The sequence below is a fragment of the Streptomyces sp. NPDC001858 genome, assembly GCF_053594615.1.
Genome location: NZ_JBSFEV010000059.1, coordinates 1 through 15,054, shown reverse-complemented (window position 1 = coordinate 15,054; position 15,054 = coordinate 1). Strand labels below are relative to the sequence as shown.

Genomic DNA, 15,054 nt, shown 5'->3' with positions numbered 1-15,054 from the left:
TCGCTTCTGCTTCTGATCACGGCCGGGGCGGTGCGACCGTCACGGCTCGGTTCCGGGTCCGGGACCGGACAGCTGTCGGGTGAGCTCGGGCCGCAAGATCTTGCCGGTCCGTGTCCTCGGGATCGCAGCGAGTCTCGCCACTCGGCTCGGGTGCACCGAGGGAGCGAACGCCGCCGACAGGGCCGGGCGCAGGTCGACATCGGTCGCGCCGGGCGCCAACACCACGGCGGCCACGATCTCCTCGCCGAGGAAGCGGTGCGGCAACGCAACCGCTGCCGCGTCCGCCACCTGGGGAACCGACCGCAGGACGCGCTCCATCTCCTCCAGGGAGACGGATTCTCCGCGTACCTTGGCCATGTTCTTCAGCCTGCCGGTGATGACGAAGAAGCTCCGGCCGCTCTGCGCGTCCACGTGGTGGAAGCCGAGGTCGCCGGAGTGGAACCAGCCGTCGGCGAATGCCTGCGAGGTCGCCGCCGGGTTGCCTGCGTAGCGCGTCATCACATTGTGTCCACGCATACAGATCTCACCTGTCTGCCCGGGTGCGGCGCGCTCTCCGCCGTCGGTCAGCACGGCCACGTCGTTCCCGGGGAAGGGGGTTCCGATCGACGGGATGTCGGTGTCCAGCAACATCCGGCGATAGGTGTCCTCAGGTAGGTCCGCCGGCATCGTCGTCGAGAAGTTGGTCGTCTCGGTGAGCCCGTAGCCCTGCAGGACGCGCGCTCCCGCGCGATCCGCCATCGCTCGCGCGGTCGCCGCGCCCAACGGCGCGGCCGCGGTGACGAAGTAGTCGAACGTGGACGGCAGGACCGGCAGCCGGACGGCAAGCATCGTTTCGAGGATGCTCGGGACCACGCTCGCGATGCGCGGCCGGAACCGCTCGACCAGTCGCGGATAGCTGAACGGATCGAACTCCCGGGCCAGGACCAGGTGGGCCCCGGCCGTCAGCGCTCCGAAGACGGTGAAGTGCAGTCCGTTCACATGATGGACCGGCAGGCAGCCCAGCAACCGGTCACCGGGCAGCAAGGTGTGGTGCCGGACCACAGCGTCCGCGTTCACGGCCGCGTTGTAATGCGACTGGGCGACCAGTTTGGCGGCGGCAGTCGAACCCGAGGTGCCGAAGAACAGCGCATCCGACCATGGATCCAGCCGGACGGCCGTCGTCCGCTCCGCCGCCGTATCCGTCTGCAGCTGGGCGCCCGTGGGCAGTTCGACAGCCTTGGTGAGGACCGTGTCCGGAACGGACGGGGACCGGACGACCGCCTTCACCGAGAGTCGGCCGGTCTGCTGCCGCAGCCGCTCCGGCGGGTCACCGGGGTTGAGCATCAGCACCGCGCAGCCGGCCCGCTGAAGGGCGAAGAGGGCCGCGAGCGAGATGGCGTCATTGACCGGCAGCAGCCCGACCACGTCGCCGTCGGCGAGCCCCACCGTCCGGGCGAGCCACGTGCCCGTCCGACGGCTGAGCAGGTCGAACTCTCGATAGGAGAGTGTCTGCTCCTGCCCCTTGTCCGAGAAGGTGGTGAGGAAGGGATCACCGCCCTGGGCACGGGCACGCGCCGAGAGCCGGCCGGGCATGCTGATGGCCCCGGCGTGCACGGAAGGGCCGAAGGGGATGCCGCCGTAGGTGTGGACGCGCTCGAAGTCCTCGCGTCGGACGCCTTCGGGCGTATGCACCACAGTCATCGGTCAGCCGAACCGGTGCGGGGAATGAGTGCAGCCCTGGGCTTGCAGCTCCTCGCCGCCGTCGGCCGAGATGTCGCAGATCAGACAGTGAATGGAACCGAACGGGTTGAGCAGGGCGGCGTACGCGGTCAGCGACTGGCGATCCTCACTGTCCAAGGGCCGATGGGGCGTACCGATCGAAAGGATCATATGGTCGGTGATCGCGCCGACCGCATGGACGACCGCGCCGTTGACCATGTACGCCTGCCCCGGACCGGTCGGCACGATCTGACCGTTCACCGAGATGGTGCCCTCGCCCGCCAGGACGAACAGCAGGTGGTCCCCGGGGTGGGTGTGCGGGGCGAAACCCTCGCCTGCGGGCACATGCAGGATGTCCGCACCCAGGTGCCCGTTGGACAGTAGCGAACGCCCGGTGGCCGCGCCGGTTTTGGCCACTTTCGTCGGGCCCGGCGCCAACTCGATGCCGAGGCGCTGGGCTTGTCCCTCGACGCCCAGGTCGGCCGCCCAGTCACAGATCAAGAGCGGCGTGGTGTCGAAATCCGGCTTCCGGGTCTGCTCGCTGTCGAGCACCGCCGTGATCCGCTCGACCTTGCGTTGCCGGCACACCGGATCCGGATCCTGGAGGGCATCCTCCAGTCGCTTCAGCAGCGTTGTCGTCAGCGATTTGTCCACCGTATCTTCCACGTCGGCCCTTTCCAGAACATCGGAACTTCTCATGGAGGTTCGTCGACAAAGGGAAGCAGGGGCCGCCAACAGCCCCTGCTCCTCAGGAAGGCAAGATTCGCCTTGCTTGCTGCCGCCACGATAGGACCGAGGCCTGGTGCCGGCGCAAATTCTTCTTTCCACTGCCGGGTCGTCGGCCGCCCACAGCCGCTCTCCCCTCATTACCCGCCGGTTACCGGAGAATTCAAAAGGGCGGAATGCATGGGCGACTGCTCGGTATACCTTGAAAAGGTCGACGGCGTTTTACGAGCCCCATGGGCATGGTTGCCCGAGCTACCGCACTGCGCCGGAGCGCCGTGCACCGGTCGAGGAATTCGGAGCGCAGCAGATGATGCAAGGGACCTTTGTGAGCCGGACCACGGATGCGCATATCGGTCCGAGGGCCAACCTCTTGGAACTGGGCTCAGAGCTCGCACCGCCGTCGCTGCCGGTCCCGGAAGTTCGCACGGAAGACCTTCCCGGTCCGGCGCTCGACGACTTTCTCGGCCGGCTGGGAAAGGCCGGCCTGGCCGGGCTCCGGCTCGATCGGCCGCTTTCGGACGAGCGCTTCCGCGCGTTCGGAGAGCTGCTGGGCACTCCGCAGCCGGAAACAGACCCCGCTGTGCTTCCCAAGGTGGCGCTGGACGTCGTGCTCAACCTTGTCGGCGAACGAGAGCGGACCGAGGAGGTCTCTCTGCAGCCGTTCGCCGCCAACCCCCTGTCTCTGCACACCGAGGGCAGCGGCCGCCCGGTGGCGGAGCAGCCCCGCTACATCGTGCTGATGTGCTGCGATCCGGGGGACGACGCGGGGGCGGCCCAGACCGTGCTGGCCCCCATGGACGTGGTCGGGAGCCGGCTCACCGCCCATGAACTGGAAACCCTTTCCCGGACGAGGTACCGGCGCAATGCCCAGGGGCCCCCGATCCTCAGGGACATCGACGGACGCCGGGTCTTCTCCTTCCGGGACTTCCTCGCGGAGCCGTTGGAGTGGACGTACAGCGGGACCGACACCGCTCCCGACTCGGTCGACACGGCGCTGCGCAGCCTGTTGACGGCCATGTACGCGCCAGGCGGCCACAGCGGCGTGCGCTGGGAGCGCGGTCTGCTCCTGGCCATCGACAACACCTGTTACTTCCACGGCAGGAGAGCCGGCACCTTCTCCGTCCCCACCCGGCGCCGCCACCTCAAGCGTCTCCGGATCAAATAGTGTCCTTGTCGCAAGGAGAAGGCATGCAGCTTTTCGCCGCTGTCACCAGACCACGGCTCACCGTCGTCCCCGAGGAAGCGCGCAAGGCGGCCGCCCTCTCGGACTCGGTGAGTGGCATTCGTCGCACCTTCGACCCCGGTGTGGACGACCGCGTCCTCGAAGTGTTCTCTCGGGCCCGTGACCCGCGCGATGCCTTCGAGTTACGGGATCTGTGGCTGGGGCGGATCGAGCACGAGCTGGGGCACCGATCCCACCGCCCCTGGCTCGCGGAGACGTGGCGGGCTGCCCGGCGACACCGCGTGGCCGACCCGGACGAGGTCCTCAACTCCCGCGCCACCGTGCGGTTCGTCAAAGAGATGTTCAACTGGTATTTCCGCGACGATCTGTACGGGGACCTCCACTCCGACAGCCATCTCATCCTGTCCAGCGGATCGGTCGACGAAGAGCGTTGGGGCCTGCCCTCCGCGTTGAAACACACCATCCGATTCGCCCTGGACCGGGACTGGTACGGATACTCGGACTCACGGGGGCGGATCCCGGCCCGCGAGGCGATAGCGGCTTACGAAACCGCCCGGATGGCCGAGGCCCGGTACACCGCCGACAACGTCGCGATGACGATGGGCGGCACATTCGCCATCAGTTCGCTGGCGGACTTCATCCTGCACAACGCCCCGGACCACGGGGAGCCCGTGCTCTGCGGCACCCCCAACTATCCGCCGCTGGTCGAGTCCATCGCACGGCGGCGAGACACCAGGCTCGTACCGCTTCCCTGCCAGGACGGCCAGACGTCACTGGGCCCGCTCATCGCAGCGCTGACGCCGAACACTCCCATGGTCATGCTCCAGACCGCGGCAAACCCCACCGGCGCCGTCGTTTCGGAACAGGAACTGACACAACTGATCCGCGCCGCGGCCCCCACGACGATGATCATCCTGGACGAGTGCCATGAATGGCTCGGTCAGTCCGAACCGCGGTCGGCCGCACGAGCGGCACCGAACGTCATCCGTGTGTCGAGCCTGTCCAAGACCTGGTCCGCGCCCGGGCTGAAGATCGGCTGGTTCCTCGCGGATCAGGCCTTCGTCTCCGCGTACTACGAATACGCTTCAACGGCCTTCGGCGGCCCGCCCTCCTTCTTCTACACCCTGGTCGAGGTCGTGGCCCGGATGGAACGGTGGCTGCTCGAAGGGGTGAGCGCCCCGGGGGCCGGCCACGCGGCCGAGTTCGAGAAGGCGTACCGGATAGACCTGGACCGATTGCAGGACGCCTATCGGACCTATCGGAGCGAACGGCTGTTCAGGCAGGAATCCCTGACCACCTTGCGCGAAGCAACCACCACCCGCCTCAGTGAGGCTTCGGGCGCGGTGATCGTGCCACGCTGCTCCATCAACACCACCGTGGAGTTCCCCGGCTGGGAGGACTCCTATCTGTGCTTCCGCGATGTTCTGCGCGAGACGGGCGTATCGGTGTTCCCCGGCATCCTGACGTTCGGTCTGTCCGGCGGAGCAGTCCGCATCACCACCGCGCGCCCCTGGGACCAACTGTCCGACGCGATCACCCGCATCGGCTCCTATCTCGCGGTGCCCGTGGGATGACCGAGGAAGGAGACACACATGACAGAGTTCTTCCACGCCGGCCGCAAGGTCGTCCTGGGGATGATCCATCTCAAACCGTTGCCCGGCACCCCGTTCCATTCCGAGGGAAGCCTCGGGCAGATTCTCGACACCGCCGTCCGCTCGGCGATCGCGCTCCGGGACGGGGGTGCGGACGGCTGCCTGATTCAGACGGTGGACCGGGTCTACAGCGTCGAGAACGAGTCGGACCCCGCCCGCATCGCAGCCATGGCCCTCATCGTGCGGGCGGTCGTCGAAGCCACCGGCGGGGACGGCTTCCGGGTCGGTGTCCAACTGATGCGCAACGCCGTGCACGCCTCTCTGGCGGTGGCCAAGGTGACCGAGGCCGACTTCGTCCGCGTCGGCACGCTGGTGGGGGCCACGCTCACCGCACAGGGATTGGTGCAGGCCAATCCGCTCGATGTCATGGAGTACCGCCGGAAGATCCACGCACAAGACGTGAGGATCATCGCGGACGCGGACTCCATGCACTTCAGCTGGCTGGGCAGCGGCAGACCCACCGGCCGGGTGGCCAAAGACGCACAGCAGGCAGGCGCCGACGCGATCTGCGTCTCTCACCCCGAAGAGCAACGGATGCTCGACATGGTCGCTTCGGCGCGCGAGTTGGCTCCCGACATGCCCGTGCTTCTCGCCGGCAACACCACGCACGAGAACGCGGCGAGACTGCTGGCCGTCGCGGACGGAGCGTTCGTCGGCACCTGTCTGGAACGGGACGGCTGGGGAGGCCCCATCGACATCGACCGGGTGAAGGCCTACGTGGAGATCGTCCGCGGCCTGGAGCAGTGACACCACCTCGACCGTGGCTGCGCTCGACAACGAAAGAGGGGACACACGCGTGGAGACGATGGAACCCGAGGTGATGGTGCGCCAGGTCGACAGCCTCGCCGTCGACCTGCGGGACTCGGTCGGCCCGGTGAGTCAGGAAAGGGACGCCCTGTTCGCCGCGGCGGACTGGGCCTCGGTGGGGTCCGTGCACCTTGTCGGTGACGGCGACTCGTACTACGCGGCCCAGGCGGCCGAACTGGCTTTCCGGACGCTTGCCCGGACCAGCTGCGTCGCGACGGCGGCGCTGGGATTCCTGGAGTACGAGGCGCCGTGGTTGCGCCTGCACGGCCCCGGCAGACCCCTGGTCGTCGGCATCTCGGCGTCGGGCTCCACACCGCGGGTCGTCCAGGCGGTCGCCCGGGCCCGGCAGCACGGCGCACTGACCCTCGCGCTGACCGGTGTGCCCGGCAGCCCGTTGGCCCAGACGGCCGACCACACGCTCTCGCTGTGCCTGTCGCGGCCCGAGCGCTCCCCCGGGATCCGTACGTACCAGGCCAGCCTGCTGGGTCTGCTGCTGCTGGCGGTACGACTCGGCGAGGTCCGGGGGAACCACTCCGCCAGTCGAAGTCAGGAGTTGGACAGGGAGCTGAGCGCGCTGCACGAGGGCCTCGCGGCCACCGTCGACTTGTTGGGGGACCGGTGCCGGCAGGTCGCGGACCTGGTGAGCGAGGCCCCCGTGGCGATGACGGTCGGTAGCGGGCCCGGCTTCGGCACCGCGTTGTTCTGCGCTGCCAAACTCATCGAGGGGGCAGGTGTCTTCGCCCGCGGCCAGGACCTGGAGGAGTGGCACCATGTGGAACGGTTCGCCCGCCCCCACGACATGCCCTTGTTCGTCATCGCGCCCCCGGGTCGCTCCTACTGGAGAGCGGTGGAGGTCGCAGCCAAGGCGGCGGAACTCGGCAGGCGGGTCGTCGCGGTGACGCACCGGGACGACCTGGCGATAGCCCGCCATGCCAGTGCTGTGCTGCCCGTGGCGGTGCGCTCCCGGGAGGAGTTCTCACCCTTGCTGTATCACCTCTTCTCCGGTCTGCTCGCCTGCCGGACGGCGCAGCGCTTGGGGCGCACACCGTTCTGCGCCGGCGGGGCCGCCGAAAGCACGACTACGCCGTGACGGTACGGTCGCCATCGGTTCCGGCGCGGCCGGCGGCCGTGGCCCCCGTACTTCACCCCGCTTCGTGAAGCCCTTCGTCGGCATGCGCCTCACTGCGTGCCGAGAGCGGCTTGAGGACCTTCCAGCCGCTGTCCGGCTCACTGGCCACGGCATATTCGGACCGGGTGGCCTGGTGCGTCGCCTTGCAGACCCGGATCTCACCGGGGGAAGTGAATCTCAGAAGCTGAGAGCACCGATCCATCACGCCGCCGGTCACCGTCATCCGCAGTTCATTCCCGCTGCCCGTCCCGTATTGCAGGAGCGCTTCTCCGGTGGCCACGGCGATTCTCGCCCGTACGGTATATTTGTGACCGGTGGCACCGAGCCGAGGTCCAAGGCTCAAATTCCGCCGAATCGCCGTGGCCGCCTGCATCGCATGCTGTGCATGATCCCTGCTGAGATTGCCGCCTCGGAAGAAGCTGAAGGATATGTCTCCCATTCCGAGGCGGATTTCTCCGCCGTTCTTCTCGAACTCGCGGTGAATCTCCGCAGTGAAGTCATGCACTATTTGAGCCGTTTCCTCAGGTGTTGGCTCACCCACTGAAAACCCGACCTGAATTTTCACCATGACGACGCTGATCAGCTCCTGCCGGCGATCCACCGCGGGTACGGGCAGGGGGACAACACCTTCGTGGCGCTGCGGTCGGGCAGCCGCGGCGGTGTCGTCCGCCGAAGAGCGCAGGAGTAGCTCGCGGGACGAGGCGTGCTGGGTCGAGGGGATGGTGGGCAGCAGTGAGAGCGCCGGGTCCTGGGTGATGATGGCCGTCTGTATGGCCTTGAGGTCGCGGCCCGGCTCCAGACCGAATTCTTCGTCGAGCAAGGACCGGATGTGCTGGTACAGCCCGAGTGCGTCGAGTTGCCGACCGCATCGGTAGAGGCCGACCATGAGCTGTCCTGCCAGCCTCTCCCGTGACGGGTGGCGCATATGCAGGTTCTCCATCTCCTCGAGAACCGCTCGGTGGCGCCCCAGCGCCAGTTCTGCCTCGAAGCAGTCCTCGCGGACGTTCAGAACGAAGTTCTCAAGATTTTCGATCTCCGGCCAGACGACCCCCTCTTCGACCAACTCCGGCAGGATCGGTCCTCTCGGCAGGCTGAGGGCGGCTCGCAGTGTCTTCCGTGCCGGCTCGAATTCACCGTCGGCGAGGGCTGCCCGGCCGGCTGCGGCAAGTTGCTGGAAACATGAAAGATCGACGTCCTTGGCGGCGACCCGCAAAAGGTAGCCGGGCGGATGGGTCAACAGGATGGGATCACCCTGTGTCTGGCCCCCGCTCATCATGCGTCGCACATCGGACACCGCGTTCTGGAGCATTTTGCGAGCCGTCGCGGGGGAGCCCGAGGGCCACAAGCCATTGACGAGATGACTGGTCGGGACCACCCGGTTGGAGTACAGGAGCAACAGACTCATCAAACCACGTTTGACGAAGCCGCCCAGCTGTATTTGCTCGCCCGCTTGCGTCACATTCAGTTCCCCCAGGACCTGGAATTTCATAGCACGCAACCTTCCGCCGATATGGTGGTCTTCGCCTGTCCGCGGCTCGCGGAATCAGGAACCCGTGCTGTTCCAGTCGTCCGTGTGCGCGGTGTCGTCCGTCGTCCCGTCGGTCAACAGCGTGGTGTTCGCAGCACTGGTCGAAGCGCGGCCGGTCGACTGAGCGGCAGTGACAGCCCCCATCAGGAGGGCGGTCACTGCGATCAAGGCGGCCAGCGGCGCCACGGTGAAGAGGGCGGGCTTGCGCGGGTCGGAGTCGGCTGTCTGTGCCTGGGTCATCGGTCTGCCCTTTCGGTGGTCCGGGGGTGTCGTAAGGAGACTCCCAGCCCGTGGTCACCGTGGAATCAGTCGTTGAACGAGACCAGATATACGCAGGGTCGACGCACCATCGCAGCCGATGGGCCGGCGTCGATCGAGCGGGCCGACGGGATCTGTGAGCTGCGGCCACCCGCCGGCAGAGGCGCAGCCGAGAGTCGCAGCCGTTCGGACGGGGTGCGCGAGCCTTCACGCGTCTCGCCGTCCACCGAAGCGAATCTGCTGAATTCAGAAAATCGACATGATCTGCAGCGCACGGCTCTGATACCTTGCCAGGAATTCCGGCTTTCGTGGAGCATTGCACAGGGTGTCAACCAGCAGTGCCATGGACGCCACCGTGTGATCACTCCAGTCATTCAGGAAATGGACGGATAGTGACATGACGCGTGTTGTCATTGTGTCGGATTGCACCGACGTCGCATTCTTGGAGATGCGCCTGGCTATTCAGAGAGCCGCGTCCGCCGTCGCTCCCGGCACCGATGTCAAAATTGAGCCGCTGGTGGCGGTCCAGGCGTTCTCGGAGATCAACGCAGCCTTCCTGATGCGACTGGTCGCCGAGCTGGCCGATCCCGGCACGCTGATCATGTGCGTGCTCAACAGCCTTCCATTGAGGACAGAACGCCTCGTGGGCCGCACGGTACGAGGCGATCTGCTGTTCGCGGGGGCGAACACCGGCGCCGTCGGCTGGCTTGCCGAGGACTTCGGGGTGGCCGAGTGCTATCACGTCGATGATCCGGCATTTGTCCCGTTCGGTGGCAAGGCGGTATACGCCCCGATTGTGGGAGCCGTCGCCGCCGGTCGTCCATTGGCTACCGCGGGAGAGCCTTTCCCGTCTCGATCCGTGCGCCGAACGCCGGTGGCTGAGGGCGTCATTGTCCACGTCGACAACTTCGGCAACGCTAAATTCCCGTTCCGCGCCCGCGGCCTACGCCCGGGCGATCATTTGAGAGTCGACGTCGGTGGCCAGACGTTGGACGCCGTCTATGGAACTCGGATGATGGACGAGGAGGACGGCACCTGGGTGGTCTACCCTGGAAGTTCCCTGGGGCTCCATGAACTCGGTCAAGTCCGCGCAAGAGGACTGCTGGACTACCCTTGCGGTGCCGGCCACAGTCTGCATATCCGCCGTGGAGCCCATGAATACGTGGAACTGGGCAACCGGCGCGGAGCCGGGGACTGACTTCTCCAGGCGAGGGCGTAGGTGAACAGCCGTCGTCTCATCGATCCACGGAACCGCAGGTCCAGGGGGAGAGGCCGCACATCATGTCGGGAATATCCAATAATTCAGCAGTCGAAGTGCGGAAGTTCTTCGAGCGCAAGGCCATCGGATACGACGAGAACTGGCGTGGCGCCTACGGAAAGCTGGTGGATGCCCTGCAGTGGGAGGCGTTGGAGCTGTCGGTTTTCTCCCGCCTGCCCCACGGTTTCAGGTTCCTGGACCTAGGCGGTGGAGCCGGTCGGTGGACCCACCAGATCGCCACCGAGCATCCGGAGAGTACCGGCATGCTCTACGACCTGACGGCAGGACTGGTCGACCAGGCTTCAGATCGGGCGGTTCGGCATGGTTACGACCATCGGGTCCGGTACCGGCGGGGTGATGTGCACGACGCGGCGGACCTCTTGTCGGGGGAGACCTTCGATCTGATCCTGAACAGCCACCACTTGCTCGGCTTCGTCCCCGATCCTGGGGCGGTGATCTCATCGCTCACCCGGTTGTTGTCGGTGGACGGGCTGATGGTCTCTCTCCTGCCGAGCCGCTGGCACGCCGCCTTCGAGGAACTGACCCTGGGCGACCCCGAGAAGACGGAGCAGAGTCTGGCGGGCCGGCATTGGGCCGCCAATACCGCGCCTTACAGGCATCTCTTCACGCCTGGGGAGATCAGGGCGGCGCACGTCTCCTCGAATCTCAGTATCGACCTGCTCAGCGGGTTTCCCAGTCTCATCTATCCGGACATCTCCGACGCATTCCCTCGTGGCTCGGAGCAAGTTCTGCAGAACGAGGACGTCTTCAGGCGTGTTCTGGCCATGGAGAAGGAACTGCTCATCGATCCCGACTCGCGAGGCCGGGGCGTCAATCTGTTTGTCGTGGCCTCCCGGGCAGCACCTGACATCCGCTGAGCGGACTGCCTTCCGCCGCGCCCCGCGCCTCAGGGCTGTTGAGAGCCGTCAGGACTCCTACCCGTGGGGGGCGCGACGGGAGCTGTCCGACATCAGAAGAGGGTCGCAGGCCGGCGAGGACCTCCTGAGCGCGTGCGAGGTTCTCCTGAGCGGCCGGTTCCTGTCCGAGATCTCGCAGTACGTTGCCCAGCACGGTGAGCGCCTGAGTGAGATTGTTCCGATCAGCCATCTCCTCGCAGAGCTTGACCGATATTTGGGCCTCCGCCTTGGCCCGATCGAGGTGTTTCACGACTCTCAGTGACTCCGCGAGGCGGAGTCGGGCGTGGCCTTCACGAGCACGCAGTCCGTTGGAGATGCAGAGAGTCAAACACTCTTCGAACCAGTTGACGGCCAGTTCGTGGTTGCCGAGGCGGCGGCCTGCCAGTCCGAATATGTAGTAGGCATAGGAGATCCCCTCGACGTCATCCGGTGAGACCACCTCGTCGAGAACCTGTTGGCAGATTCGCTCGGCTTCGAGCGGCTCGCCCATGTGCACCTTCGACAGAGCCATGTTCAAGGTGGTGGCCGTCTCGCCTGAGGTGTGACCGAGGCGTCGAGCGAGGTCCACGGCCTTCTCATAGGACTCGATGGCTTCGTTGTACTTCTGCTGCATCTGCTTGGCCAGTCCCAGGTCGTTGAGCGCCTGGCGAAGGATGACCAGGTCGTCAGAGCTGTGACACAGCCGGACGGCGATCGATGCCTGCTGTTCTGCGCGGGCGAACTGGTTCATCGCAAGTTCGAGGTGGCCGCGGAGGAAGCGCACCCTGCCTACGAGGAACGGATCCTGCGATGTCGCGACGGCTCTTTCCAGCATGTCGACCGCTTTTTGGAAGAGGTCGTGGCTCAGAGCCCCCCGGAAGGCGCTCAGCGCGATCAACAGATCTACGCAGAGCCGTAATTGGGTGTGAACGACGGGCGGCGGCATGTGCTCCCGCGGTTCGGACCCGACCACCATGCCCCGAGCCAGTTGTTGTACGAGGTCGAGTGCGCACTCGCCGTGCTCGGCGACCCAGTCGCGAGCCTCAGCGGGATCGCCCAACTGTGCACCCCGCCCCAGCGTCGCGCTGATCGCACCCTCCATGGGGTCCCCCGGCACCACCCGGGCGAAGCCATTCTTGGCCGAGGCGAGCAGGTAGTCCAACAGCCGTGCCTTCGCCTGTACTTGCTCGGAGGGGAGTGCTTTGCAGCGGGCGAAGTCACGGAGCAGGCTGTGGAATCGGTACCGCCCGGGCGAGGGCGACTCCAGCATGGCCTGGTCGACCAGCGCCTCGAGCAGCGTCTCCGCATCCCCGTCCGTCAAGTCCAGCAGCACAGCCGCGCAGGAGAGCGAGAGCGAGGGACTGTCGACGATCGCCGTCCTGCGAAGCGCGATCGCTTGCTCCTCGGACAGATGGCGATAAGTCAGGTCGAAGATGGCGGAGATCGTCATGCTCCCTGACCTGAGCTCTTCGATGCGCTTGAACTTGTCGGCGAGGCGCATGCTGAGTGACTGCAGAGACCAGTTGGGCCGGGCGGTCAGTCGTGCGGCGACGATCCGGATGGCGAGCGGCAGCATCGCGCACGACTCGACGATCTCCTGCGCCACGGCGTGCTCGGCTTCGATTCGTTCGGAACCGATGGTGCGGGCCATGAAATCGAGTGCTTCAGAGGGGGAGAACGCCGGCACATCCACCTGTAACGCGGGCAGGCCGGGGAGTCGAGTCCGGGTGGTGATGAGCACACCGCATTCCGCTGAACCCGGGAGCAGGGGACGAACCTGTTCGGCGTTGACCGCATCGTCGAGAACGAGGAGGATGCGGCGCCGACTGAGCATGGTGCGCAGCAGGGCGGTCCGCGCCTTCACGGCCGCTGGGACATCGTCGCGGCGCAGGCCGAGTGAGACCAGGAATTCCGCCAGCACATCGTCCGGCTGTACCGGTCCGCCGTCACCGGCCCGCAGATTGGCGTACAGCTGACCCTCTGGGTACGAGTCCCGGATGGTATGGGCGACATGCAGGGCGAGGGCCGACTTTCCGACGCCGGCCATGCCTACCAGAACCACGACAGGCAGCGCGGATCGGTGAGGGGTGTTCATCAGTGAACTGATCGTCAGGGTGAGATGGCTGCGCCCCGTGAAGTCCGTCAGGTCGGGGGGCAGCTGGCCCGGGCAGGGATAGGGCATGTCGTCGCGGTCCTGCGGCGACATACGAGTCTGCGCGGCGGGTGCGGGTTCCTTGCCGACCGCAGGCGCCGGTTCGTCCGCCGGCGCCGCTCTCTCCGACTTGCGAGGGGGCCTGGTCTCCAGTAACTCCTCGTCCCCGGCCAGGACGCGACGGTGCAGCGCATTCAGTTCCGGCCCCGGCTCCACACCCAACTCGTCGATCAGTACGCGACGCGCTTGGCGGAACGTGTCGAGGGCGTCGGCTCTTCGGCCCGACTGGTACTGAGCCTGAATGAGCAGCGTGTACAAGCGCTCCCGGAACGGGTACTGGTCGATCAACCCCGGAAGCTCGGAGATGTACCGAAGTCCGTGACCGAGGGCGAGACCTACCGCCATACGTTCTTCCTGGAGATAAAGGCGTACTTCGTTCAGCCTGTCCCGTTGACGCGCGGCGAAAGGGCCGGGAATCGCTGTGAGGGGCTCGCCGTGCCACAGCGAAAGCGCCTCTTCCAGGAGGTCGTAGGCGTCTTCGAAGTCGTGCGCCTGGCGGGCCTGTCGGGCCTGACGGGCCAGGTTCTCGGCCTCTTCGAAGTCGACGTAGTGGCCGTCCAGGACCAACTGGTAACCGTCGCCCACTGACACCAGTGTGCTGGGAAACTTTGTGTCGTCCTCAAGTACCTTGCGCAGTCGCCACGCGTAGGTGCGTAAGGTTCTTATCGCAGAGGTCGGTGTATCGGACCCCCATAACGCCTCGATGAGAGTTGCCGCGTCGGCGGTTCTGCCGTCCCTGAGGAGCAATGCCACGAAGAGGGCCTGTTGTTGGGGAGTGCCCAGATTCAACCGTTGTTCGTCACGGTGCAGTTGCAGTAGGCCGAGGAGGGAAACCCGTAGGTTTGGCACGCTGCGTCCTAACTGCAGAGGATTCCTTGGGGCCGTGAACATCTGGAGTCGAGTAGCAAAGATCAGCGTAACTGATCACGCTGCTCAGCGAGTGCCTTCCGGATGGTCTGCTCGGCAGGCGACGAGCCCCGAACGGCCCCCAGCGGTGCGGTCGGACGGCTAGGAAGCGGCGTCAGCCCACGGGCGTGGCGGGAACCGGGATTCCCGCGGCTGCATCCGTGTCCCCAGAGCCACTCCGAGCTGGAAGCGGTTGTCCACGCCAAGCCGGTCCATGAGACTTCGCAGAATGTTCGTCACGGTACGGGAACTGATGCCCAGGCAGTCGGCCGCGCTGGCGTCCGTGTGCCCGGCCAGCAGCAGGAGTATGAGCTTGTGCTGTCTTTGATCGAGTGCCAGGTGGGGTGTGGGTCTGCGCTCCGCTTGATGGTGTGAACGGAGAGCCGACCGTGGACTCGGCGTCTTTTTCACGAAAACTCCCGTGCTTCGTGATGTCCTGTCACTCGGGCGATGCTCGCAGGACCGGATCTACGAGCAGTCGGCGTCGGGTCAATGCCCCCGCGTGCAGACGGGACGGCATCGTTCGGCTGACGATCCTCCGTTGATGCACGGGTCTTAGATTCCTCTTCGCTGCCCTGGCTCCGCTGCGCCGGGGCCGGACATCACCCACACCAGGCCCCGACGCTCCCTTGGGCGTCCCCATGTCGCGCTTCGCCGGAGGCATCCCGTGAAAGACATTCTCGACGCCGTCATGATGTCCGGAAGCACGTCCGCCGACTTCGCCGCTCTGCAACTCCCCGAGTCCTACCGCGCGATCACCGTGCACAAGGACGAGACGGAGATGTTCGCGGGCCTGGAGAC

12 protein-coding genes and 1 pseudogene are annotated in these 15,054 nt (G+C 66.2%); 7 read left to right on the top strand and 6 right to left on the bottom strand.

From position 1 onward, the window contains the following. Nucleotides 1-39: 39 nt before the first annotated feature. Both ACWCPF_RS42110 and ACWCPF_RS42105 read right to left on the bottom strand, forming a co-directional pair. On the bottom strand, nt 40-1,680 hold the full coding sequence (locus ACWCPF_RS42110; RefSeq protein WP_451050434.1) for a class I adenylate-forming enzyme family protein: 1,641 nt from the start codon (nt 1,678-1,680) through the stop codon (nt 40-42). A gap of 3 nt (nt 1,681-1,683) precedes the next feature. Further along, nucleotides 1,684-2,397 (bottom strand): cupin domain-containing protein, encoded by a 714-nt coding sequence (locus ACWCPF_RS42105; RefSeq protein WP_451050433.1) that lies wholly within the window; start codon nt 2,395-2,397, stop codon nt 1,684-1,686. Between the two features lie 334 nt (nt 2,398-2,731). Here ACWCPF_RS42105 and ACWCPF_RS42100 point away from each other — a divergent pair, with 334 nt between their 5' ends. Genes ACWCPF_RS42100 through ACWCPF_RS42085 form a run of 4 tightly spaced genes read left to right on the top strand, consistent with a single transcriptional unit; the run spans nt 2,732 to nt 7,156 of the window. After that, the gene (locus tag ACWCPF_RS42100) at nt 2,732-3,589 is read left to right on the top strand and encodes a TauD/TfdA family dioxygenase (RefSeq protein WP_451050432.1); all 858 of its coding nucleotides are present in this window, start codon (nt 2,732-2,734) and stop codon (nt 3,587-3,589) included. Nucleotides 3,590-3,612: 23 nt separating this feature from the next. Beyond that, nucleotides 3,613-5,181, top strand: coding sequence for a pyridoxal phosphate-dependent aminotransferase (locus ACWCPF_RS42095; RefSeq protein WP_451050431.1), 1,569 nt, complete (start codon nt 3,613-3,615; stop codon nt 5,179-5,181). An 18-nt stretch (nt 5,182-5,199) separates the two neighbouring features. Next, on the top strand, nt 5,200-6,006 hold the full coding sequence (locus tag ACWCPF_RS42090; protein WP_451050430.1) for a BtpA/SgcQ family protein: 807 nt from the start codon (nt 5,200-5,202) through the stop codon (nt 6,004-6,006). 58 nt (nt 6,007-6,064) lie between these two features. Then, nucleotides 6,065-7,156 carry an SIS domain-containing protein gene (locus ACWCPF_RS42085; RefSeq protein WP_451050452.1) on the top strand — a complete coding sequence of 364 codons (1,092 nt, stop codon included), beginning with the start codon at nt 6,065-6,067 and terminating at the stop codon, nt 7,154-7,156. A gap of 52 nt (nt 7,157-7,208) precedes the next feature. On the opposite strand, the gene ACWCPF_RS42080 is transcribed toward ACWCPF_RS42085, so the two are convergent. Together ACWCPF_RS42080 and ACWCPF_RS42075 are read right to left on the bottom strand one after the other, a co-directional pair. Then, nucleotides 7,209-8,684 (bottom strand): BTAD domain-containing putative transcriptional regulator, encoded by a 1,476-nt coding sequence (locus ACWCPF_RS42080; RefSeq protein ID WP_451050429.1) that lies wholly within the window; start codon nt 8,682-8,684, stop codon nt 7,209-7,211. A gap of 54 nt (nt 8,685-8,738) precedes the next feature. Next, the gene (locus ACWCPF_RS42075; protein ID WP_451050428.1) at nt 8,739-8,963 is read right to left on the bottom strand and encodes a hypothetical protein; all 225 of its coding nucleotides are present in this window, start codon (nt 8,961-8,963) and stop codon (nt 8,739-8,741) included. Nucleotides 8,964-9,378: 415 nt separating this feature from the next. Here ACWCPF_RS42075 and ACWCPF_RS42070 point away from each other — a divergent pair, with 415 nt between their 5' ends. After that, a complete protein-coding gene (locus ACWCPF_RS42070; RefSeq protein WP_451050427.1) occupies nt 9,379-10,179 on the top strand; it encodes a hypothetical protein in 801 nt (266 codons plus the stop codon). An 83-nt stretch (nt 10,180-10,262) separates the two neighbouring features. After that, on the top strand, nt 10,263-11,117 hold the full coding sequence (locus tag ACWCPF_RS42065) for a class I SAM-dependent methyltransferase (RefSeq protein ID WP_451050426.1): 855 nt from the start codon (nt 10,263-10,265) through the stop codon (nt 11,115-11,117). On the opposite strand, the gene ACWCPF_RS42060 is transcribed toward ACWCPF_RS42065, so the two are convergent. Then, on the bottom strand, nt 11,071-14,238 hold the full coding sequence (locus tag ACWCPF_RS42060) for an AfsR/SARP family transcriptional regulator (RefSeq protein ID WP_451050425.1): 3,168 nt from the start codon (nt 14,236-14,238) through the stop codon (nt 11,071-11,073). The genes ACWCPF_RS42065 and ACWCPF_RS42060 overlap by 47 nt on opposite strands. Before the next feature lie 117 nt (nt 14,239-14,355). Then, a complete protein-coding gene (locus ACWCPF_RS42055; protein WP_451050424.1) occupies nt 14,356-14,664 on the bottom strand; it encodes a helix-turn-helix domain-containing protein in 309 nt (102 codons plus the stop codon). Between the two features lie 256 nt (nt 14,665-14,920). On the opposite strand from ACWCPF_RS42055, the pseudogene ACWCPF_RS42050 reads away from it, so the two are divergent. Continuing rightward, nucleotides 14,921-15,054 (top strand): annotated as a pseudogene (locus ACWCPF_RS42050) (crotonyl-CoA carboxylase/reductase); the annotation flags it as partial.

Bases quoted from the DNA above. Each gene is read 5' to 3' on its own strand.
- ACWCPF_RS42110 (WP_451050434.1), bottom strand. From the start codon at position 1,680: ATGACTGTGGTGCATACGCCCGAAGGCGTCCGACGCGAGGACTTCGAG.
- ACWCPF_RS42105 (WP_451050433.1), bottom strand. From the start codon at position 2,397: ATGAGAAGTTCCGATGTTCTGGAAAGGGCCGACGTGGAAGATACGGTG.
- ACWCPF_RS42100 (WP_451050432.1), top strand. From the start codon at position 2,732: ATGATGCAAGGGACCTTTGTGAGCCGGACCACGGATGCGCATATCGGT.
- ACWCPF_RS42095 (WP_451050431.1), top strand. From the start codon at position 3,613: ATGCAGCTTTTCGCCGCTGTCACCAGACCACGGCTCACCGTCGTCCCC.
- ACWCPF_RS42090 (WP_451050430.1), top strand. From the start codon at position 5,200: ATGACAGAGTTCTTCCACGCCGGCCGCAAGGTCGTCCTGGGGATGATC.
- ACWCPF_RS42085 (WP_451050452.1), top strand. From the start codon at position 6,065: ATGGAACCCGAGGTGATGGTGCGCCAGGTCGACAGCCTCGCCGTCGAC.
- ACWCPF_RS42080 (WP_451050429.1), bottom strand. From the start codon at position 8,684: ATGAAATTCCAGGTCCTGGGGGAACTGAATGTGACGCAAGCGGGCGAG.
- ACWCPF_RS42075 (WP_451050428.1), bottom strand. From the start codon at position 8,963: ATGACCCAGGCACAGACAGCCGACTCCGACCCGCGCAAGCCCGCCCTC.
- ACWCPF_RS42070 (WP_451050427.1), top strand. From the start codon at position 9,379: ATGACGCGTGTTGTCATTGTGTCGGATTGCACCGACGTCGCATTCTTG.
- ACWCPF_RS42065 (WP_451050426.1), top strand. From the start codon at position 10,263: ATGTCGGGAATATCCAATAATTCAGCAGTCGAAGTGCGGAAGTTCTTC.
- ACWCPF_RS42060 (WP_451050425.1), bottom strand. From the start codon at position 14,238: ATGTTCACGGCCCCAAGGAATCCTCTGCAGTTAGGACGCAGCGTGCCA.